The following is a 24,105-nucleotide window of genomic DNA, read 5'->3' on the forward strand; positions in this document are numbered from 1 at the left end:
GTATATAATTTTTTAAGGAATAATATTTTGGAAAAGATGAAAGAATTCGCTGACTATTTAAGGCATTTAATTAAAATTAAAAATAGTTCTGATATATATATTTATAGTAGGGATCAAATCGGAAACTATTATTCTATCTTAATTTCAGATTTGTTACTACAATTAGGCATTGAAACTGATTTTAATTTAGAAAGAAGTGGGCGCAATAGCAATTGGTTTTCATATTTATCAGTAATAAAAAAAGGAAAACTTATAGTTGAAAATATTGAAAAAAATTCTGTAAAAACTCAATTTGAGGATGAAAATGCTTTTTTATTATCTACTCGTTGGTCAAAAAAATATAAAAATTTAGAACCAGTTTTTTTTGATAAGAAAAGTAGAAAAAATTTGTGGTTTGATAATAAAAAATTTAGAGGATTAGTTTTTGTAGTCTATATTGATGGTAATTTCGCTGAATCGAAAGCATTTGATAATTCTTGGGAAAATAACGAGATCACTTTTGAATTATCAATAACTAAAAAACAAATATCTAAAAATTATTATTCAGAAATTACGCATCATTCTTATGAATTTCCTATTAAACAATTAATTATTGACTTAATTGTCCAAGGAAATTATGAAAAAGCTAATAATATTGTTGAAGATATTATTTTTAGACCAGGTATTCATTCGGATTGGGTATATGAGTATTATATTGGTATGCAAATTGAACATTTACGTAATAGAGAAAATGGAATTAAATTCTATCAAGATAATAAACAGCTTATTAGTTCTTCAGCAAATATACATAAGTTTATTAAAAAATATGATGATAAACATTTAATGTCTAAATTATTATTAGCAGAATATTTTGATAATAATAAGTCTTTAATTGAAAAAATTGCTTCAAATATATCAGAAAACACTAGTCGATTTAGTAAATTCCCGGTATTTGTTTATTGGGGTCAAGGATTTGATAATTTACCACCAATTATTGAAGCAACTTATAAGCGATTATGTGATGTTGTTCCTTCTGATGCGTTAGTGAGTTTGTCGGAAGATAATATTCGGGAATTTATTCAAATTCCTGATGCAGTAGATAAAATTCGAAATTATTCGTACGCCAATTATTCTGATTATCTACGATTTGCGATATTGGCTAAATATGGAGGTGCGTGGATTGATGCTACAGTATTTGTTCGCGAGGATTTTTATGATCAATTAATTGAGTATAATCAGCAACCTTCAGAATATTCTATGGATGGACCAATTGCAGTTATGGGTTCGTGGTTTAGAGTTTACAAACAATCCTCACATTTAGGTGAAAAAATGTTACAAGCAACTACGTTGTTCTGGTTACAGAAATTTGATAAATTTCCGTTTTATTTTTTTATTGATTTTCTTGAACAATATTACACTGATTTTAAAATTAAACCGGGAAAAAAAAGAGATTCGTTTAATACTATAGTCGATTCTAGTTTTAAATTTCGAGATAATTTGTCTGTAAAGTTTGACGAAAAATGGGCAGTTCAATTATTACAACATCAACTTGTTCATAAATTAAATTATAAATTATCTGATTGGAATAATTTAAATAAAGAAGATAGTTTATATAATGCAATAATAAGTAGAAAATACCCGTTTGATTGATATTATTTATTAAATGTATTCGTTTTCAATGTTCTATTTTAAATGGTGTAAAAATTGTAAGATCAACTCAAATAATTTTTGAAATACAGCTCGTGAATCTGACGCTTTTAGTCAAACTCTCAAGTTGTTCTAGTTAATAGGTTCATAAAAATTAACATTTAATTACTGTAATCATACGTTTAACAACTAATTTATTTAATACGATACTTAATGTATTTTATATTTTTTTGTATCTTAGAATAACTGGTTCAATTTCTGAGTGAGTAGGTTTATATTGAGGAAAAGAGATGAAATTTCATCGACTAAACGGGCTTGTTGCCTACATACTATAATTTTGTTTGAATTTAGATGATAATTTAGAGACTAGTTGAAGGATAATTTATGGAACTAAATATGCATTAACAGCCATAAACTAATTAACCAGTACTATGCGTTATTAATATCTTCCACAAAATTATTGACAACGCTTACATTTGAATTTATACTTTATTATATAAATGAGCGTGTTACTAATTCGATTAGGCATTAACCCATAATTTACTCGTATAAGGTGGCCAATTATACAAGTGATTTGTGGGTTATTTTCATTTATACGGTTATTTATGACCCAGCAACTAGAAAACATGGAGACCGTTTAGTAGATATGAAATTTATTAAAAATTTTAATAACAATGCAGCCTTAGTTACTAATGAATTCGGTGTTGAATGGGTTGTTGTTGGTAATGGTGTTGGGTTCGGCAAAAAAATTGGTGATGAAATTGATGATACGAAAATAACCCATCGTTTCGTAGCTGCCGACAAAACGGAAGGATTATTAGATAGCATTGCGAATGTATCATCAGAAACGTTAACGTTAACCAAAGAAGTTGTACATTTAGTAGAAACGCGTCAAGAGACAACATTTAATGACTATGGCTACTTAGCTTTAATAGATCACATTGATTTTGCCTTACAACGTGCTCACAAGGGAATTGATATGGCAGGTGGCTCTTCGGATTGGGAAGTTCGTAAGTTATTTCCACAGCAATATCAAATTGCTAAAGAAGTCGTTCAGTTAATGGAAAAAAGAACAGGTTTAACTTTTGGTAGTAGTGAAGCAGTTTATCTAACTTATCATTTAGTGAATACGGAAACCGATGAGACGGATTTACAAGATACAATGCGCATTACGAAAATTATTCATGCGATTGTCGATATTGTACAATATCAATTTGGCATCCAATTGGACCAGGATTCATTTAATGTTGATCGTTTTGTCACACATTTACGGCGATTTATTATTCGACATATGAAACGTATAACAGATGAAGATGATGAGTTAGATCCGGGTTTGTTGGCGTTAATGCAGGCCAAATATACAGATGCTTATGCAACGGTTGAAAAAATTGCAACTTATCTTGATAAAACTGAAAATTGGCAGTTAACATCTGATGATAAGCTATATCTAACCTTACATATTTGGCGCGTAACGCATCGACAAAAAGAGGCACCAAGTTAATAATAAATTTTAATATTTTGTAGCGTGTTACTAGTAATAGGCATTAGCTCAAATATATTAAAAAACAGTTCAAGTGATTACTTGTCATGTTTTTTGATATATTTGAGCTTTTTTGTTAGAAAATTGAGGATATTGTGATGGCATATGAGGAATTAAGTAAAAATATCATTGCAGATATTGGTGGTAAGAATAATGTGCAAAGTGTTGTTCATTGTACGACACGTTTGCGTTTTAAGTTAAAAGACGAGTCCAAGGCAGATGATGAAAAAATTAAAAATTTGGATGGCGTACTAACTTTGGTGAAATCCGGTGGTCAGTATCAAGTTGTGATTGGTAATCATGTTGCTGATGTTTATGAGACATTAGTGAAAGAAGGGGGATTTGCTGACGGTGGTACAGTTCCTGATGATTATGAAGAGAAAAATGATATGAGCGTGATGGATCGTTTTATCGATCTAATCTCTGGTATCTTTAATCCAATATTGGGTCCATTATGTGCGGCTGGAATGATTAAAGGTTTCGATGCATTATTTGCGGCACTGGGTTGGTTAAGTACGAGTTCTGGAACGTATCGTATTTTATATGCAATTGGTGATGGCTTTTTCTATTTCCTACCAATCATGTTAGGAATTTCAGCAGCTAAGAAGTTTAAAGTTGATGAGTATATTGGTGCGCTGATTGGAGCAGCTCTGGTATATCCAGATATTGTTGGTATGGTAAATAGTAAAACCACGTTATACACATTGTTCTCAGGTTCATTCCTAGAATCACCAGTGCATGTAACATTCTTGAAAATACCTGTCATTGCAATGAATTATACATCATCAGTTATTCCAATTATCTTAGCCTGCTGGTTTGCATCTAAGGTCCAAAAGGTAGCTAAGCGTTATATTCCAACAGTCGTTAAAACTTTCTTGGTACCACTAGTTATTCTATTAATTACGGTTCCGGTCACTTTCTTGCTGATTGGACCAATCGCAACTTGGTTGAGTAATGGTATTTCAGCCTTGGTTGTTGGTATTTATAACTTCAGTCCAATTGTGGCTGGTATTCTAATGGGTGCCTTCTGGCAAGTATTTGTTATCTTTGGTGTTCATTGGGGATTTGTGGCTGTCATGATGGCCAATATTGCAGCATCTGGTTATGATCCTTTGGTCGTATTATCGTTGGCAGCTTCATTTGCACAAACCGGTGTTGTTGGAGCGATTATTATGCAGACTAAGAGTATTAAGACACGTTCAATTGCTATTCCAGCGTTTGTTTCGGGGATATTTGGTGTCACTGAGCCTGCTATTTATGGATTAACATTACCACGTAAACGACCATTTATTCTAAGTTGTATCGCATCAGGAATTGGTGGCGGTATGATTGGTTGGTTTGGTACGAAATTATATATGATGGCTGGTATGGGAATCTTCTCAATTCCAGGTGCCTTTGGCAAAAATGGTATGGATATGGGCGTTTGGGGCTTAATCATTTCGATGGTTGTTGCTACCGTTCTAGGATTCTTCCTTCAGTTAATGTTTGGTAAGCAAAGTGTTGATGCAGATGAAGTTGACGCAGCAGAACATGCTAAAACTGCGTTAACGGCAACAGAAGTAGCAGAAGTTACAAAAGTCTCAACAACGTTGCAAGCACCTTTGACTGGTAAAATTGTGCCATTAGAGGATGTAAAGGATGAAGTATTTGCATCAGGTTCAATGGGTCAAGGCGTTGCCATTCAGCCAAGTAAGGGCGAAGTAGTGGCACCAGCGGCTGGCGAAATTATTTTAGTATTCCCAACAGGACATGCTGTTGGCATGCGGACAGATGATGGCGCTGAGATACTTATCCATATTGGTATGGATACGGTTGCGCTAGATGGTGAAGGCTTCCAACTTCATGTTGAGAAAGGGCAGCATGTTGAGGCAGGCGATTTGTTAGTGTCATTTGATATGGCATTTATTCAAGACAAGGGTTATGAGATTACAACACCGATAATCGTGACGAATTCAGTTGATTATCAAGCAGTTAATGTATTAGCGACAGGCGATGTTATGAAACAAACGCCATTGTTGTCATTAGAAGTTTAGTAAAGTGAGGAGAAATAATATGTATTCAAAGAACGTACCAACTGGTTTTAAAGATGGCTTTTTATGGGGTGGTGCAACAGCCGCTAATCAAATTGAAGGTGCTTTTGACCTTGATGGTAAAGGTATTACCACAGCTGAAGTTGTTAAAAAAGCTGATGATCGTAATAATTCAATGGCAATGAATGAAGTGACACGAGAAGCGCTAAATGAAGCAATTGCCGATCCAACAGATACGCACTACCCAAAACGTCGTGGAAATGATTTTTATCATCGTTATCAAGAAGACATTAAGCTAATGGCTGAAATGGGCTTTAAAGCATTTCGAATGTCAATTGCTTGGAGTCGTATTTTTCCTAATGGCGACGATGCACAACCAAACGAAGCGGGATTAGCTTTTTATGACCGTGTTTTTGATGAATGTGCAAAGTATGGTATTGAACCAGTTGTGACCTTATCACATTATGAAATGCCTATCGCACTAACCATTAAGCAGAATGGTTGGGCTAGTCGTGATACGATTGCAGCATTTACTAAGTATACGGAAACGGCATTTAATCGTTATCAACATAAAGTTAAGTATTGGATGACATTTAATGAAATTAATGCCGGTACATGGGGCTTTAATGCAACTGGTGCATTAGAAGATGGGTTGTCAGCAGATGAAAAGATGCAATTACATTATCAAGCATTGCATCATCAATTTATTGCTAGTGCAATTGCAGTTAAGCAAATACATGCCATTGATCCGGATGCTCAAATTGGATGCATGTTAGCACGTATGCAAAATTATCCTAATACACCTAATCCAGTAGATGTGTTAGAAACACAAAAGCAGGATGAATTAAATTTGTTTTTCACAGACGTGCAAGTACGTGGTGAATATCCTGAATTCATGAACCGTTATTTTGCTGAGCACCATGTTGTGATTGATATGGCTGATGGTGATGAAGACTTATTACGTGAAGGGACAGTCGACTATCTATCATTTAGCTACTACATGTCAATGGTGGCATCAGCTGATCCTGATTTTGAAAAGACAAGTGGTAACTTAACATTTGGTGGTAAGAACCCTTATCTAGCGTCAAGTGACTGGGGTTGGCAAATTGATCCAGTTGGTTTGAGAATTACGTTGAATGAATTCTGGAGTCGTTATCATGTACCATTGTTTGTTGTTGAAAACGGGTTAGGGGCACAAGATGTCCTCGATGAGGATGGTCATATTCATGATGATTATCGCATTGATTATCTACGACAACATATTATTCAGATGAAAGAAGCTGTTAAGGATGGTGTTGATTTAATGGGTTATACAACTTGGGGACCAATTGATTTAATTAGTGCTGGTACGTCTGAAATGTCAAAGCGTTACGGTTTTGTTTATGTTGATCAAGATGATGCAGGTAATGGTACCTTAGACCGGACGCCAAAGGATTCATTCTATTGGTATAAGCAAGTAATTTCATCTAATGGTGCGGCGTTGGATTAGTAAGTTTTGGATAATAGTAAGCAGCTCATATGTCAAAAATGATACGTGAGCTGCTTTTTTAAATAAGGGTGAGAGTTATGATAATCTTATAATTAGGGGGTAAATTATGGTTGAAAGAATTTGTGGTGTTATTAGTATTTTAATTGGTATATGGCAGTTTTATGCAGTATTTCGGGCGTTTCAAGGAATAAAGCAAAATGCAACTAAAAGTACGTCAGGTTTTTTACCCATTGCATATTTCAGTGGATTAGTCTTTGGACTTATAATGTTTGTGCTTGGTATTATGCTATTGTTTAAATGGCTTTAATAGAAAAAACTCAGAATTAAATTCTACCTTTGATTTATGTCTTGCATTTTAAGGTTATCTATTGTTTTTATAGTAAAATGTTGCGTGAAATGATAATTAATATGTTCACAATAGACTAGGAGGAAATATGGCAAAGTTTGATTTATCTTTTGTACAAGGATTAAAGCTGGCAGAAAAAGCAGCGTTAGTTAGTGGTAAAAATTTTTGGTTCACAGCAGGTAATGCTGACAAAAATATTCCTAAAATCATGGTGACTGATGGTCCATCCGGATTACGTAAGCAGGCAGATGATGCAGATGCATTAGGCTTAAATCAAAGTGTTCAAGCAATTAGTTTTCCTAGTTCGGCATTAACGGCTAGTTCATTTAATACCAATATGTTGTATCAATTAGGGCAACATTTAGGTGAAGCTGCCAAAGCTGAGCAGGTGTCAGTATTATTAGGCCCAGGAGTTAATATTAAACGTTCACCATTAGCTGGTCGTAATTTTGAATACTTCTCTGAAGATCCCTACCTTTCTGGCGAAATGGGGGCAGCTTATGTTAATGGTGTTCAGCAACAAGGTGTCGGTGTTAGTGTTAAGCATTTTGCTGCTAACAACCGTGAAAGTCAGCGATTTACATCATCTTCTAACATAGATGAACGAACTTTACGTGAGGTATATTTGGCAGCATTTGAAAAGATTGTTAAAACGTCTCAGCCAGCGACACTGATGTGTTCATACAATGCAATCAATGGTGTCTTAAGTTCACAAAATTATCGCTTATTAACGCAGATTTTACGACATGAATGGGGCTTTACTGGATTGGTCATGTCCGATTGGGGTGCAGTAGCTGATAATATTGCAGCACTTAAAGCTGGCTTGGATTTGGAAATGCCAGGAAATGGTGATTATTCAGTTAAACAAATAATTGCAGCTGTTAAAAGTGGTGAACTTGAAGAATCAGTTTTAGATACGGCTGTCTTACGGGTTTTGCAGTTGGTTGAAAAGTATCATATTGAAACTACTTCTGGTGAATATGACAAGGAAGAACAGCATGCATTTGCTCGTCAAATGGCTGCTGATAGTATGGTATTGTTGAAAAATGAGCAACAGGTGTTGCCACTAAAAGCAACAGATAAAGTTGCAATCATTGGTGAATTAGCGCAAAAACCACGCTATCAAGGTGGCGGTAGCTCACATGTTAATCCATATAAATTAGTAACACCATTGGCGGCTGCTCAGGCAAGTCAGCAAGATATTAATTATGCAGCAGGATATCATATTGACCAATCACAAGCGGATGAACAGCTTGTAGCCAGTGCGTTAATAGCAGCGAAAGCAAGTGACAAAGTTGTTGTTTTTGCTGGTGTACCAGAACGTGATGAGTCAGAAGGTTTTGATAAAACAACGATTGATTTGCCAGAAAATCAAACAGACTTAATTAACCAATTAGCAACGGTTAATAAAAATATCATTGTTGTATTGCAAAATGGGTCAGCAATTACCATGCCTTGGCAAGATAAAGTTGCCGGTATTGTGGAAACATATTTAGCTGGTGAAGCTGTTGGTGAAGCTACTTGGGATATTTTGACTGGCGCCGTTAATCCTTCAGGTAAATTAGCAGAAACATTTCCAATCAGACTTTCTGATACCCCAACATATGGGACTTTTGCGGTTAGTCGTCGTGAGGAAAATTATCATGAAGGTATTTTTGTAGGCTATCGCTATTACGATTTAAAGAATCGTGACGTTAATTATCCATTTGGTCATGGCTTAAGTTATACATCATTTAAATATGATGACCTCGTTATTGATAGTGATTCTCAAAAAGTACAAGTAACATTTAATGTAACAAATACTGGTGATTTAGCTGGTCAAGAAGCGGTACAATTATATGTTAATAATTTGGCAAGTGATGTTGAGACACCAGTTAATGCACTACAAGCGTTTGAAAAAGTCACGTTAGCACCCGGTGAAACGAAGCAGATTCAGTTAGTACTCGGTCGTCGCCAATTTGCTTGGTATGATGTCAAACGTCAAGCATGGACAGTTGATAATGGTGATTATGTAATTAACATTGGTAGTTCATCACGCGACATTCGTTTATCACAACATGTAGCAGTTAAGCTAGGGGCAAATATTTCGCAACCCATTACGAGTGAAACCTATATTAGTGAAGTTATCAACCGAACAGATCTACGACCAGCAATTGAAGAATCTGGTTTAAGTGAATCACTAGACATGATTGCGAACGTAGAAGATAACCAAGAATTATTAGCCAATATGCCAATGCGGGCCGTGGTCATGTTAGGGGCAGATATTGAGCAGTTAAATAAGTTTCTTGCGTTAGTTAATAAGTAATACAAGATAATTAGTCATTTAATTATTAAACATAGCAATAATGAAACAGCAACTGATTTGAAAATATCGGTGGCTGTTTTTTAATTTTTCAGGAAATAAAAAACTTTATAAAGGACATAGTCTATTTATTTGTAGGTAACAAATTTTTAAGTGATTTTAAATTAACTTAAAACAGTTATAAAATTAATCATTGTTACTAATGATATCAAAGACAATATTAATAGATGTATTTAATATAATTAATAATAAATAATTTTCTAAAAAAGCATGAGGTGTAAATCTCATGCTTTTTTATTATATTTGGTCACTATAATAGATAGTTGTTTTAATTCCTTGATCATGATTGCCAAATTTATGACCAAAAATAGTGCAGCCTCCGACATTTTCTGCATCATCTTTCACAGCAATACGCAAAGTCCATGAACTCTTGTTTATATCAAGCATATCGATAGTCGTATCAGCTGATGATTTGCCATCAATGGTTGAACCATGGTTAGATACGCGGAGTGATTTCAAAATACCATATTGATTCATATCTTCATCTAGCCATTTTGGTGTGTAAAGACCACGTGTATCAGAAAAATCACCAGGGCTAGTCCAAGTTCCCAGTTCATGACCATCCAAGGAAATAGAAATGTCAGATTTCCAATTATTATTAGAAAAAGGGAATTCTGAGCTTAATTCAAGGCTTAATTCTAACATTTCTAAGCACTGATTTTTTTGTAGATAATTTGGTATTTGGTATTCAACATAACCTTGGCCGAACCATAACATCCCAGCCTGATATCGTTTAGGATCCATGAAATAGCCTGGTTGATCCAATTTTCCGATAAATCCCTTACTATCAGCAAGCCCACACGTGGGTGTGACATCATACGATGTATATTGACCAATCGGAATGTCAATATCTAGGTTTTTAAATGGAATATAGAGCTTTTTTGGGAAATTAATGTTAATAGTGTCAATAGTTAGGGTAGATACTCGTTGATTCCCTTTTTTCTCAGATTGAATGAGATGAGCTTCTTCTAACTTATTTAAATGAGCGATGGTAATCGTGCTACTAATGCCAAGTGCCTTTGATAATTGTGAAACATTTAGTTTATCTTTTGAGAGCAATTGAATAATTTTAACTCTAACGGGACTTGCAAGTGCACGAAATACAGGCACTGCTGCATCGGATATATCTAAATCCATTTGGAACCTCCAGTGATAAACATTGCATAATTCTTTAGTTAGTAATGATTAGGTTATCAACGAAACCAATACATGACATGTTACGTCTATTTTATCAACTAAAAAGTTTATGAACAATGATTTATTTGTATTAATCAACGTTAATGTTATTTACTTTGGTCAATGAAAGCGCTATCATTTAGTTATTGGTTAACCATTAATGAATAAATTACACAGGAGGTAAGTAATGCAGGGAAAACTTTATGCGAATGATTTGTTTAGCATCGGTAAAATTGATCACCGCATTAGTTCAGCGTTAGCAGAACATATGGGGCGTAGTATTTATGAAGGCATTTATGACCCAGAAAATACGTTGTCTGATAACGATGGTATGAGATTAGATGTGATTGATGCTGTCAAAGAATTAGACGTACCAATGATTCGTTATCCAGGTGGTAATTTTGTATCAACATATCATTGGGAAGATGGGATTGGATCCAAAAATCAACGACCACAAAAAGTTGATTTAGCTTGGCAAAGCATTGAAACAAACCAATTTGGACTCGATGAATTTATGGATTGGTTACCAAAAGTTAATTCATCAGCAATGATTGCTGTCAATTTGGGTACCCGTGGGATTGAAGAAGCATGCAATCTATTAGAATACTGCAACTTAGATACGGATACGTATTGGGCTAATTTACGGCGACAAAATGGTCATGATAAACCATATGGTGTTAAAACTTGGTGTCTTGGCAATGAAATGGATGCTGAATGGCAGTTTGGGCATAAGTCGGCAAAGGAATATGGACAATTAGTCAACGAAACGGCTAAAGCCATGAAAGCGATGGATCCAAGTATTGAAACAGTTGTCTGTGGTAGTTCTAATGAACATATGCCCGAGTTTGGCGCATGGGAAACAGCTGTTTTGCAGGAATGTTATGAAAACGTTGATTACATCTCTATGCATCAATACTATGATGCGCCCGAACAAGGGACAATGCATCATATTGCTAAGGCACTTCGCATGGATAAATTTATTGATTCAGTTGTTGCTTTGGCCGATGCAGCTAAGGCAACGCATAAATCTGATAAGACATTAAATATCTCATTTGACGAATGGAATGTTTGGTACCATTCAAATGAAGCTGATGAGCATAATGAACCTTGGCAACAGGCACCACATTTGTTAGAGGATGTTTATGACTTTCAGGATGCATTATTGGTTGGTTCGAGTTTGATTACGTTGTTGAAACATGTTGATCGGGTTAAAATTGCTTGTTTTGCACAGCTAGTGAATGTGATTGCGCCAATTTTAACGGATAAAACGGGATTAATTAAACAAACAATTTTTACCCCGTTAGCGGATGTGTCTAAATATGGATATGGTGAGACATTGCTAACTCATGCAAAGTCAGACACATATCATGTCACGGAGTTTGGGGATGTGCCATATTTGGATGCTGTAATCGTTAAAAATGATGTTAATCAGTATACTGTGTTTGCAGTTAATCGTCATCAAACAGAGTCTTTGACTTTGGATATTGGGGTAAATACAGGAGAAAAGTTAGTCAACATTAGTCACCGTAATTATACCTGTGATGATCCACACCTTACGAATACCAAAGAACAAGTTGTACCAATTACAATGAAAGAAGATTTACAGGAAGTAACGTTACCACCATTTTCGTGGAACGTTATTCGTTTTCAGACACTAGTCTAAATTTTATAGAGATATGTTTTTAGAAAATTTTTCATTTATTAGGAGGATGAAAGATTATGAGTACCAGTAATGCAGCTCAAAAGAAAAGTAATTTTTGGTCGATAACGAATTTTGCCATTGGTAATTTCGGACATTCGGCATTGTCGATGACCTTTAGTACTTATTTTATGGTTTATGTAACATCAGCGATGTTTACGGGTATCCCAAAAGGTGAGACCACAAAACTCATTGCCATGATTACATCTTTGATATTTATTATTCGAATTGCAGAAATTTTCATTGATCCATTGATCGGAAATATTGTTGATAATACGAATACACGCTGGGGAAAATTCAAGCCTTATCTGATTGGAACTGGTGTTTCATCAGCACTATTGATTGTCGTCTTATTCTCAGGTATTTTTGGACTATCACATATCAGTCCGCTTTGGTTTACGATTTTATTCATTCCGCTATTTTTAATTTTTGATATTTTATACTCATTTAGAGATGTTTCATATTGGGGAATGGTACCGGCATTGTCTGAAAATAGTCACAGTCGTTCTATTTATACGGCCTCAGCTAACTTTACAGCGTTTGGACAAAATATTGTCACGATAATTATTGTACCAGTTGTTACTTTTGCAACATTTATGTTTACTGGTAGGCATGAGGAAGGTCAATCTGGTTGGATTGTCTTTGCCATTATTGTTGCAATTGCAGCTATTTTCTCATCATTAGTTGTGGCATATGGTACGCATGAAAAGGATGATGCGATTCGATCAGTTGCTAAGCAAAAGACTTCTGTTAAAGATATGTTGGGAGCACTAAAGAGCAATGACCAAATGCTTTGGACAGCTTTACCTTACTTAGTTTATGGTTTTGGAAATGCTGCTACAGCTGGATTAATGTTCTACATGTTCAAATATGTACTGGATAAGCCCGGTCTATTCTGGATTGCTGGAATCATTCCAACAGTTGCTGGTTTCTTTACGTCACCACTATACCCAGTGATTAATAAATGGGTTAGTCGTAAAATGATTTATTCTGTAAGTATGATTGCAATGATTATTGCCTACATGCTTTTGATTTTTACAACTGATAATTTAGCAATTGTTATGATTGCCTTAGTGTTGTACTATGTGCCACAGGGATTCATCTTTATGGCTGTTATCTTAACTTTGACTGATACAATTGAATATGGTCAATTAAAGAACGGTACACGAAATGAGGCCGTAACGTTGGCCATTCGCCCTATGTTAGATAAAACGTCAAGTGCAATTTCAAACGGTATTGTTGGTTGGGTTGCCGTTGCGGCTGGTATGACAGGAACGGCTACGGCAGCTTCAATTACTTCAGATGGTATTGCTTTGTTTAAGGGTGTTGCTTTCTGGGCTGGGTTAATTTTGCATGTGATAGCATTGTTCATCTATGTCTTTAAAGTTAATATTTCAGAGAAACGTCATGCTGAAATTGTTAACGAACTACAAGCAAAGTTAGTTGCTGAAGGTGTAACTGGAGAAGATGATAAGGAACTGCTTGCTGCTAATGAAACTAATTTAGAAGCTACTATTACAGCACCAGTTGATGGTATTGTAATGCCATTGGCAGAGGTGGTTGATGAAAATGGTCATCGTGGGTTAAGTGGTAATGGTATTGCTATTAAACCAAGCGATAACCAGATTTATGCACCATTTAGTGGTGAAATTGTCTTTGTCTTTACAACAAAGCATGTGATTGGATTACGTTCGGATAATGGACTAGAACTATTAATTCACGTGGGTCTGGGAACAGAAAAGATGCGCGGTGAAGGTTTTGTCAGTCATATTGTTGCAGGTCAACATGTTCATCAAGGTGATTTGTTATTAGAATTTAATCGTGATCTTGTAACAGGACAAGGAAATCAAGACACTGTCATTGTATTGTTAACGCAAGGTAACCAAATAAAGCAAGTGACAACAACGAGCCAAGAAGTTATTACGCATGAAGCAAGTTTGTTGACTGTTAACTATGAACAGGGTAAATAGGCTAATTTAATAAATAAGATTTGGCAACTAAATTTTTGTGAATTTAGTTGCCTTTTTGTATTTAATAATGCATAGAGTAAGCGTTTACATTTTTGAGTATGCAGGCTAAAATGGGTAATAACTAGTGATGTGATTGAGAGGAATATGATGAAAAACAAATGGTGGCAAGAAGCAGTCGTTTATCAGGTTTATCCACGCAGCTTTCAAGATACTGATGGGGATGGCATGGGGGATATTCCTGGTATTATTCAACGTTTACCTTATTTAAAGAAACTAGGGATCGATGTTATTTGGCTAAGTCCAGTTTACAAATCACCAAATGCTGATAATGGTTATGATATCAGTGATTACCAAGCTATTCAGCCAGCTTTTGGATCGATGGCTGATATTAAAAAACTTTTCAAAGCAGCTCACGAATTGAATCTGAAAATTATGATGGACTTGGTGGTTAATCATACTTCGGATGAACATGCTTGGTTCCAACAAAGTCGGCAATCTAAAGATAATCCTTATCGTGACTTTTATATTTGGCGTGACCCGGTTGATGGGCATGAACCAAATAATTGGGCATCAGATTTTGGTGGGCGCGCATGGGCATTTGATGAGCAAACTGGTCAATACTATCTGCATATATTTTCAAAAAAACAACCAGATTTAAATTGGGAGAATCCGAAGTTACGGCAGGCAATTTATGACATGATGAATTGGTGGTTAGAGCAAGGTGTTGATGGTTTCCGTATGGACGTTATTAACTTAATTTCTAAAGATATGCAATTTCCAGATGATCCAAGTGTTGATTTTGGTAAGCATAGTTCATCGATGGAAATGGTTGCTAACGGACCACGTGTTCATGAGTTTTTGCGTGAAATGAACGAGAAAGTGTTATCACAAGCTGATATTATAACGGTTGGCGAGACGCCAGGTGTAACACCAGCTGATGCCATTAAATATACAGGGTTTGATGCGCATGAGTTACAAATGGTATTTCAATTTGAACATACTGTCATTGATGATAGTAAGGATGGCTTGGGTAAGTGGAGCGACGAGCGCTTTGACTTAGTTGATTTAAAGCGGGTACTGTCAAAGTGGCAAGTTTCACTTGATGGTAAAGCTTGGAACAGTTTGTATTGGAATAATCATGATCGACCACGGGTTGTGTCACGCTTTGGAGATGAGCGGCCTGCTTATCGTGAATTGTCCGCAAAAATGTTAGCAACGGTCCTTCACTTTATGCAGGGAACGCCCTATATTTACCAGGGTGAAGAAATTGGAATGACCAATATTGCATATGATGATATTAACGAGTATCAAGATATTGATACTTTGAATGCTTATCAAGATTTGGTGGTTAATCAAAAGATTGTGTCACCCGAAAAGATGATGACATATGTTTACCATTCATCACGTGATAATGCACGGACACCAATGCAATGGGATACTTCAGCACAAGCTGGTTTTACGACGGGAAAACCATGGTTGAAGATTAATAAAAATTATCCGCAAATTAATGTTGCTAATGCCGTTGATGATTCGAATTCAATTTTTTATTACTATCAACGATTAATCAAATTACGTCATGAATTATCAATTATGACGACCGGTCATTATGAGTTACTAGCAGCAGATGATGCTGACGTTTATATATACAAACGGACAACGGCGGATGAAGAGTTACTCGTAATTGCTAATTTTACGGATAAAAAATTACAACGTGAATTTGATTTGCCAGTAGGTTCAACGCAAGTAATTAGTAATTATGTTGATGATACCGGACATACATTACGACCATATGAAGCAAAAGTATATCGTTATGATAAATAGATAGGGTGCATGAGCTAATCTGCAAAGGTTAACTCTTTTTTAATTTGCCGTAATGTTTTGGTTCTTTTTAATATGATAGAATGATGCCAAAGGGGAATAATATGGCAATTAATCGACTTGAGTTTTATTCAGAAAAATTACAGATGAATACACGAGTTAATGTAATTTTACCTGATCAACCAAAAGGTACGGGTAAAATATTGTTATTACTACATGGTCTACATGATGATGAAAACTCATGGATAGATCAAACACGCTTGGTTTCATATGCTAGCAAAACGCAAATTACAATTATCATGCCACGAGCTGACCGAAGCTATTATACAAACATAGTAGATGGTAGTCAGTATTTTGATTACATTGCTGATGAAGTATTGCAACGTTGTCGACAATGGTTTAATTTGCCAACTGATCCATATAAATGTTATGTTGCTGGTGTATCAATGGGTGGTTTTGGTGCATTAAAAGTCGGTTTAACGCATCCGAACCAGTTTAAACAAATTTTTGCGCTATCAGCGATGCCTGATATCGTGGGAAGTTGGCAAAATAAGCCGGAACGTGATGGTTGGTATCGTCGTTTATTTGGGTCACCTGAACAGGTAATTGAATCAGATAATGATATTGCCTATTTAATCTCTCAACAAACCACGAATGCACCGGCAATTTGGCAACTTTGTGGGGTAGAAGATCCATTTTATGCCATGAATCAGACACTGGACCAACAAATTAATAAACAAGGACTCACCCATGAATTTTTGGAAGTACCTGGTGCACATGAGTGGGGAGTCTGGGATCCAGCAATACAACAAATTTTAGAAATTATTGAGCAAGCGTAGCGAAGGGGGGACTGTTTTATATGTCTCAGAAAAATGTGATTATTACTGGTGCATCAGATGGTATTGGTGCAGCTGCGGCCAAGCAGTTAGCCAATAATGAAAATTATAATCTATATTTAGTTGGACGTAATCGTGATAAGACGGCAGCGGTTGCAAAGGAAGTACGAGCACCATATTTTATCGCCGATTTTGCAAAGTTAGCGCAAGTGCGTCATTTAGCTGATATGTTAAAGCATACTTTAGGTGATGAACCAATCGACATTTTGGTTAATAATGCTGGTGGGCTGTTTGATGACTTTGCAATGACTGAAGATGCCTTTGAACGTACAATTCAAATAAATTATTTAGCCCAGTTTTTACTAACTAATTTATTGTTGCCACAATTTAATCAGCAACAAGCAGTGGTTATCAATACATCAAGTATTGCACATAAGTTGTATGGGCACATTGATTTAGATAATTTGAATAATAACGATGGTAAATACAATGCTAGTAAAGCATATGGGGATTCGAAGTTAGCTGACTTACTGTTTACTAAGGAATTACAGCGTCGTTATCATGATCAAGGATTAAAGACAGTGGCATTTCATCCAGGTGTTATTAGAACTAATTTTTCTAATGGTCAAAAAAATTGGCGTCAAATTTATCAATCAGCTTTGGGTAAGCTAGTCTTACCAAGTGCTGAGGCTGGTGGTAAGACATTGTGCTATTTTATTGAAGGCACACCAGACGTTACGTGGCAATCAGGTCAATATTATAGTAAGCAAAAATTGTCTAATAAGGTAAATCCACAAGTCAATGATGTTGTGTTGCAAGAGAAATTGTGGGATAAAACGATGACTTTGCTAAATTTGTAAAGGTAACGATAGATATTAAAAATAATTAATAACAAAAATTAGGCGCTATCACATTTCAGTGAAGCGCCTAATTTTATATTATTGACGAATGAAGTCGCTATCAGTATCGTTTGATGCATCATCTTCACGATAACGCTCAACATGCATATGTAGATCATATTTATCACGAAGTTTAGCAATATCTTTCATCATAGACGATTGATGATGTTTATCTAAAGCCGTCTGATTTTCCCAGCTATCAATCAGTAAAATTGTTTCAGGGTCTGATAATGATTGGAAATAATGATACTTTAAATTCCCAGGCTCTTGACGTATTTTCGCAACAACACCGCTATTAATCATCTCATCAACAAATCTCTTGGCGCTGCCATCTTTGCCAGTATAGTATAGATTTACAGTTAAACTCATTGGAAGAATGCCTCTCATTTTTTAACTATATTATATAGCTTTTATGGATGAAGATGTAAAAGAAGCGTAGTACTACGAATTCGAAATGCTTGTTTTTTAAAATGAAAACGTTTACGCTTGTTTTGGGAGCGTTGTGAAGCAAGACAATTTAGTAAAGGGGAGCATTTTTAATGGCACATAATTTCATTCAAGGTGAGACATATCGGTTTACCTTGTTAACAGATCGACTAATTCGGTTGGAGTATGCACAAGATGGCCGTTTTGAAGATCGGCAAACACAGTTAGTCCAAAATCGTATATTTGGGGATGTTAATTATACGTTAAAAGAGCATAATGATGGCCATTTATTAGAAATAGAAACAAAATATTTTCACTTGTATTATGATGGTGGTGAGTTTGCGGCAAGTAACTTATGGATTGATGCTAAATATCAATATACACTGCATGATAGTCGTTGGTATTTTGGTGAAGATGAAGATGGCAATTTAGGTGGTACTTTTGCAACGTTAGACCATGCAGATGGAGAAATACCAGTAGATACTGGTATTATGAGTCGAAACGGGTATGCTTATTTAGACGACACCGAATCATTTGCAATTGCAGATAATGAATTTACACAGCGTGTGACAGAACAAGTTGATGGGTATTTTTTTGCATACGGGCGTGAGTATCGAGAAGCTTTAGCCGATTTTTATAAATTGAGTGGTAAAACACCAATTTTACCGCGTTTTGCATTAGGTAATTGGTGGAGTCGTTACTATAAGTATACACAAGATGAGTATTTAAAATTGATGGACGACTTTGATAAAGAACGAGTACCAATTAACGTGTCAGTTATTGATATGGATTGGCATCGTACGACAGACGTTCCGTCACGTTTTGGTAGTACTTGGACTGGATATTCTTGGGATAGAAATTTATTCCCAGATCCGGATGGCTTTTTGGCTGAACTAAAAAAGCAACATCGCCATGTGACAATTAATACACACCCAGCTGGTGGTATTAGGGCTTTTGAAGATAGTTATCCTGCTGTTGCGAAGTATTTAGGTTTAGATATCGAACATGAAGAGCCAGCTCCCTTTGATTTAGACAATATAAAGTTTAGAAAGGCTTATTTTGAAAAGGTACATCACCCATTAGAGAAACAGGGGATTGATTTTTGGTGGATGGATTGGCAACAAGGGACAAGTCGTAATAAAGAAAAAGTAGAGCCACTTTGGAATTTGAATCATTATCATTATCTTGATAATGCGCAATCACATGATGGCGAGGGGCTTATCTTATCACGTTATGCAGGACCAGGGTCACATCGTTATCCAATTGGTTTTTCAGGGGATACCTTTATTACATGGGCTTCATTGAATTTCCAACCATATTTCACTAGCATGGCAACGAATATTGGTTATACATGGTGGAGCCATGATATTGGGGGCCATATGAAAGGAAGTTTTGATGTTGAATTAGCACTTCGTTGGATTCAATATGGTGTTTTTAGTCCAATTAATCGATTGCATAGTTCAGATAATCCATTTTCTGGTAAAGAGCCTTGGAAGTTCCGTGAAGATGTTCGTCAATACATGGATAACTATCTACGTTTGCGTGGTAAATTAATACCCTATTTAGATAGTGCTAATATTATAACAAATTTGCATAATAGGTCACTAGTAGAACCGATGTACTATCAATATCCAGATAATACAGAAAGTTATTTGTATAAAAATCAATACATGTTTGGTAGCCAATTAATGGTTGCACCAATTACGACACCACAAAATAAGATAAGTAATACTGGAACCGTAGATGTTTGGTTACCTGAGGGACAATGGATGGATATCTTCAGTGATATCCTTTATCAAGGCGATGAAATTGATAATCACCCACTTGCTTCAAGTACTATTTTAGTTGGTCAGTATAAGAGTGGCGCAACAACTATTAAAATGTCACGTACTTTGGCGAATATTCCAGTACTTGCTAAAGTTGGTGCAATTGTACCAATGGTAGCTGATCCCATGCAACAAATCGACGAATTACCTGTAGAAATCGAAATTCATGTTTATGGTAATGCTAATAATACATATACGATGTATGAACATGTTGGTCATGCAATTGCCAAAACAGATATAGCTATAATTGATGGGCACTTTAAGACGATTGTTGATGATCCGAACAAGATTGTACCTAATGATCGTCAATATAGATTTAAGTGCCATGCGTTTACAGTAGATGATAGTTATGAATTGCTATTAATGGGTAGTGATGAAAAAATAGTTAGCGTGCAAGCTGATAATCGACAAGTAGCGCGGGCACGTCAACAATTAATCACACAATTACAAGGTGCTGAGATAGCGTATGAAGAGAAACGTGAGATTTTAAAGAAGATTGATAATCCACAAGTAACGCCGATGAAATTAGCAACATACGCACAAACTTTACAGGATGAAAGTCTACAAGCAATGGTTATCGAATACGCAATGATATTGCAATCACATCATTAATCCAATGAAAGATGGAATAGGAAACTGTTTCATCTTTTTTATTAAGCAGGTGTCTTGGAGATGTATGGTATATTTATAATGTATGATTTAAATTTTAGTGGTTAGTAGATAGATAAGAAGGACAATCTTTAATGCAGAAAAGCAATCGACGCATCGTTATCAAACAATCAAATCAATTACAATCATCGGCCAAATTTGCTATGATATTTTGGATAATTCGTTTTGTAAGTAGACATTTTATTAATCATCAGCAATCAAAAAAGCTCATGGTGCATGATGTGTTTACTGTTAGTCAAACAATTGAATTGACCAATAATCAAATATTACGTTCAGATATGAATTATTTAGTATGTGATGTTAGTCCAGCAATTGTGATGGTTATGCCCTTAGATAGCATTGATAATCAACCGTTTAAAGTAAGTAAAAAAGCGATTAAACGTGCATTAATTCGTAAAGATATGTAATATTAAGCAAAATGACAATAAATTATGGACGACATGTAAAAATGAAGTTCATAATTTTTGTTTTATACGATAAATGGAAGGAAAGCGACCATGATGTTATTTAAAAAATTGGGGCTGATGCTGATTGTTGTCATAATGAGTAGTCAGGTAGCAGTTCATACAATTTATGGGCAAACAAATGATAGCCTAACAACTGTTAACCTAAAACAGAACGTGCAGATGCAAACTGGTAACAAGGAGATTAAAGGGACTATTACGGATTCACAATCATCAGAATCCAGGGTCTATCGTCTTGTTGTAAAAAATAAACAAGAAACGTTATTAAATACTGATATTATGTTGAACCAACCATTTGAAGCGCAATTGAGTAGGAAATTGAAAGCACAAGATCAAATCACAATGGAATTACAAGACCAAAGTGGTGCAGCAGTCGTAAGACCTTCACGTGTTACACCCACGAAATGGCGAGTTTTAAGTAAACCGAACACTAAGATTAAAACCAGTGACTGGGGAAATGTTTTTCAAAATAGTCGTATCGAGCCCAAAAAATATCAGGTTGTTCAAGCACCTAAGACGGGGTTGTCATATTTAAAGAAACCACACTACATTGCCAGTCATCGTAATGTGACAACTTTTAAAGAAAATGATCGTTCAGTAAATAATGAGATTAAAGGCTTCCAAACAGCATTATTGTTACCAACAGAATCAACGAAGTTAGTTAATTGGCAACTACCACAGGGCAGTGTAATGAATGGACAATATTTATATGTTATGTATGAATCGCAAGCACATAAAAGTTATGGTCGAATTGTTCGCTATGATGTTAAAAGACTTAAAGAACTAGGTGTTTGGCAAAATGGTAGTGATAATTTACGTCAGTTGGAACAAAAAATCAATGATCATAAATTTGCAACGACGGCAGACGAGCAACTATTACAAACAATTGTTATTGGTCCTGAGTTTTACATGGGACATGGTCAAGCTGTGTCATTCAATCAACAGCAAAAACAGCTATGGCTAGTATCACTAACTAAAAAATCAAGACAGCAACAGTTAATACAAGTTGATTTAAAAACACTGTATCCGAGTGAACGACACAAATTTATTTTTAAGGATAAGAAAAATAAACAATCATTTCATGGTGAACATAACTTAAGCATTGATGATCAAGGAAATGTTGCAATGGTAGGTATGGTTTCAGATAAGACAAAACGGCAATTAGCAGCTAAAAATGTGAAAGCAGGCGATTTGATGTTATACCATGGCCGTATTAAGAATGGTCGATTTTATATGGCCATATCAAATACTGTTGTACGTCAAAAACCAGGTTATTTTGGTCAATTTTTAGCAACTAAGAATCAAACAAGACAACTTTTTTATCTAACTGATGGTATTTATTATGCGCTACCAGCTGATAAATGGGCCAATGGTACTTTAAAACAGGCTGACATCAGTAGTGGTGTTTATACGAAAGTTTACAGCACGCGTGAATTTGAATCACAAGGTTGGGATAATCAAGGAAATGCTTATTTGATTGTTAATCGTGGTTCAGAAGTGATGCAAGAAACAAAATAAGTTAGAAAATGTGAAATTTGTGACATGATGGCAACATATTTTTGTTACACTTAAAGTAACTAAATTAAGGGTACATGGTAATAGAATGGGTCGAGCACAAAAAATAAAGAATCGTATTAAAAATTCGTCCTTTTTTGGAATGAGCTATCTGACGGGCACTTTGATATTGGTTAAATTCTTACAATTATTTATCAAACCAAATGAAAAACAGATATTATTCATCTCATATAGTGGACGACAATATTCAGACACGCCCAAAGAGGCGTATAACATGTTACGTACTGATCCGGATTTTGCGGACTATGAGTTGGTCTGGGCACTTAATAAACCAAAGTTGTATAAACAACCAGAATTAGGTCGGAAAATATCATCTAATTCACCAACTTTTTTCTATCATTTGTTAAAATCCAAATATTGGATTGCTAATTCGAGTATTGATCGTTTAATACCGTTTGAACATAAGGAACATATTTATATTCAGTTTTGGCATGGTGTCCCACTTAAAGCGTTAGGCCATTCAGAAGTCGGGTTATCTAAGTTAGTACAGTATTGGTATGATCATGTGCAATTTGACTTCATGTTTACGTATAGTGATTATGATTTAGCGAAGTTCAGAGAAGTATTTCCTAGAACCAAGCAATTTGTAACCCAAGGGCAGCTACGTAAAAATATTGTTAAACGGTATGAACAAAATATTACACCAGCAAGAATTAAGTATCAGCTAGGCATTAAGTCGGATAAACCAGTGTTATTGTATTTACCGACTTTTAGAGGGTATGATGCAAAAGAACAGACTAATTTAACACAAGCAACATTGGCTAAATTATCCGAAAACTATACAGTCATTTATCGTGGGCATTACTTTACCGATAGTATGAAACAAGGACAGATTATTACTGCAGAAAATTATTCCTTGTACAAGCTATTTATGATTGCTGATACGTTGATTACCGATTTTTCAAGTGTCTTTTTTGATTTTTCAGTGTATGGGAAAAAAATTTATTTATTCCAGCCAGATGTTACTGAGTATTGTGCGCGTCGGGGCATTTATCTAGATGCAAAAAAAGATTTGAATTTACCGGTTGCTTACTCAGAAGTTGAATTGATGCAATTGCTCCAAGAGGATGATTATGATTATCATCTTTTACAAGAGCTTACTAAAAAATATAATCCTCATGATGGGGATGAAGCAGCAGCAGCATTGAAGAATATTTTGATGACGTTTCTGTAATAGGATAGAGTCTGAATTTTTCGTAAATTCAGACTTTTTTTTATGACGGTTATCTAAATTTATTTATGTAAAAAAGCAAAATTTTTTTGGAAAATATGTTAAATCTCAAATACAACTGGAATATTGACTAAAAATTTAATGAAACAGAAAAAGTTATTCATATACGACTCACCCGATATA

General features: G+C 35.2%; 17 protein-coding genes. 15 read left to right on the plus strand and 2 right to left on the minus strand.

Annotated features, from left to right (window positions below; all coding sequences use genetic code 11):
- Window positions 1-36 precede the first annotated feature (36 nt).
- The 6 genes from G7Y65_RS02945 (at window position 37) to G7Y65_RS02970 (ending at window position 9,336) form a co-directional block, all read left to right on the plus strand.
- Entirely contained in the window at window positions 37-1,629 is a 1,593-nt protein-coding gene (locus G7Y65_RS02945) for a capsular polysaccharide synthesis protein (RefSeq protein ID WP_240006073.1), read from the plus strand.
- 643 nt (window positions 1,630-2,272) lie between these two features.
- Window positions 2,273-3,127 carry a PRD domain-containing protein gene (locus G7Y65_RS02950; protein WP_165314566.1) on the plus strand — a complete coding sequence of 285 codons (855 nt, stop codon included), beginning with the start codon at window positions 2,273-2,275 and terminating at the stop codon, window positions 3,125-3,127.
- A 137-nt stretch (window positions 3,128-3,264) separates the two neighbouring features.
- The gene (locus G7Y65_RS02955) at window positions 3,265-5,199 is read left to right on the plus strand and encodes a beta-glucoside-specific PTS transporter subunit IIABC (RefSeq protein WP_165314567.1); all 1,935 of its coding nucleotides are present in this window, start codon (window positions 3,265-3,267) and stop codon (window positions 5,197-5,199) included.
- Window positions 5,200-5,218: 19 nt separating this feature from the next.
- Window positions 5,219-6,685: a glycoside hydrolase family 1 protein gene (locus tag G7Y65_RS02960; RefSeq protein WP_165314568.1), complete on the plus strand. Its 1,467-nt coding sequence runs from the start codon at window positions 5,219-5,221 to the stop codon at window positions 6,683-6,685.
- A gap of 106 nt (window positions 6,686-6,791) precedes the next feature.
- The gene (locus G7Y65_RS02965) at window positions 6,792-6,992 is read left to right on the plus strand and encodes an immunity protein (RefSeq protein WP_165314569.1); all 201 of its coding nucleotides are present in this window, start codon (window positions 6,792-6,794) and stop codon (window positions 6,990-6,992) included.
- A gap of 127 nt (window positions 6,993-7,119) precedes the next feature.
- Complete coding sequence (locus G7Y65_RS02970; RefSeq protein ID WP_165314570.1) at window positions 7,120-9,336, plus strand: glycoside hydrolase family 3 C-terminal domain-containing protein; 2,217 nt, start codon at window positions 7,120-7,122, stop codon at window positions 9,334-9,336.
- Between the two features lie 294 nt (window positions 9,337-9,630).
- Here the strand turns inward: G7Y65_RS02970 and G7Y65_RS02975 are convergent, their stop codons facing one another.
- Window positions 9,631-10,530 (minus strand): ArsR/SmtB family transcription factor, encoded by a 900-nt coding sequence (locus G7Y65_RS02975; RefSeq protein ID WP_150190006.1) that lies wholly within the window; start codon window positions 10,528-10,530, stop codon window positions 9,631-9,633.
- Between the two features lie 226 nt (window positions 10,531-10,756).
- Between G7Y65_RS02975 and arfA the strand changes: the two genes are divergently transcribed.
- The 5 genes from arfA to G7Y65_RS03000 all read left to right on the plus strand — a co-directional run bounded on the left by arfA (window position 10,757) and on the right by G7Y65_RS03000 (window position 17,752).
- On the plus strand, window positions 10,757-12,232 hold the full coding sequence (gene arfA / locus G7Y65_RS02980; protein WP_165314571.1) for an arabinosylfuranosidase ArfA: 1,476 nt from the start codon (window positions 10,757-10,759) through the stop codon (window positions 12,230-12,232).
- A 56-nt stretch (window positions 12,233-12,288) separates the two neighbouring features.
- A complete protein-coding gene (locus G7Y65_RS02985; RefSeq protein WP_147161793.1) occupies window positions 12,289-14,238 on the plus strand; it encodes a sugar MFS transporter in 1,950 nt (649 codons plus the stop codon).
- A gap of 144 nt (window positions 14,239-14,382) precedes the next feature.
- Window positions 14,383-16,059 carry a glycoside hydrolase family 13 protein gene (locus G7Y65_RS02990; RefSeq protein WP_147161794.1) on the plus strand — a complete coding sequence of 559 codons (1,677 nt, stop codon included), beginning with the start codon at window positions 14,383-14,385 and terminating at the stop codon, window positions 16,057-16,059.
- 101 nt (window positions 16,060-16,160) lie between these two features.
- Complete coding sequence (locus tag G7Y65_RS02995; protein WP_165314572.1) at window positions 16,161-16,895, plus strand: alpha/beta hydrolase; 735 nt, start codon at window positions 16,161-16,163, stop codon at window positions 16,893-16,895.
- A gap of 20 nt (window positions 16,896-16,915) precedes the next feature.
- Window positions 16,916-17,752, plus strand: coding sequence for an SDR family NAD(P)-dependent oxidoreductase (locus G7Y65_RS03000; RefSeq protein WP_165314573.1), 837 nt, complete (start codon window positions 16,916-16,918; stop codon window positions 17,750-17,752).
- A 78-nt stretch (window positions 17,753-17,830) separates the two neighbouring features.
- Here G7Y65_RS03000 and G7Y65_RS03005 read toward each other — a convergent pair whose 3' ends face one another.
- Window positions 17,831-18,160 carry a putative quinol monooxygenase gene (locus G7Y65_RS03005; RefSeq protein ID WP_137600610.1) on the minus strand — a complete coding sequence of 110 codons (330 nt, stop codon included), beginning with the start codon at window positions 18,158-18,160 and terminating at the stop codon, window positions 17,831-17,833.
- Window positions 18,161-18,330: 170 nt separating this feature from the next.
- Here G7Y65_RS03005 and G7Y65_RS03010 point away from each other — a divergent pair, with 170 nt between their 5' ends.
- From G7Y65_RS03010 to G7Y65_RS03025, 4 genes are all read left to right on the plus strand, one after another.
- Window positions 18,331-20,655, plus strand: a complete 2,325-nt coding sequence (locus G7Y65_RS03010) for a glycoside hydrolase family 31 protein (protein WP_165314574.1) — start codon at window positions 18,331-18,333, stop codon at window positions 20,653-20,655.
- Window positions 20,656-20,786: 131 nt separating this feature from the next.
- A complete protein-coding gene (locus G7Y65_RS03015) occupies window positions 20,787-21,119 on the plus strand; it encodes a hypothetical protein (protein ID WP_165314576.1) in 333 nt (110 codons plus the stop codon).
- 90 nt (window positions 21,120-21,209) lie between these two features.
- Entirely contained in the window at window positions 21,210-22,694 is a 1,485-nt protein-coding gene (locus tag G7Y65_RS03020) for a hypothetical protein (protein WP_165314577.1), read from the plus strand.
- 139 nt (window positions 22,695-22,833) lie between these two features.
- A complete protein-coding gene (locus tag G7Y65_RS03025) occupies window positions 22,834-23,925 on the plus strand; it encodes a CDP-glycerol glycerophosphotransferase family protein (protein ID WP_240006074.1) in 1,092 nt (363 codons plus the stop codon).
- The last annotated feature ends 180 nt before the right edge of the window (window positions 23,926-24,105 follow it).

It is taken from the genome of Weissella sagaensis, assembly GCF_010306265.1.
Classification (GTDB): domain Bacteria; phylum Bacillota; class Bacilli; order Lactobacillales; family Lactobacillaceae; genus Weissella; species Weissella sagaensis.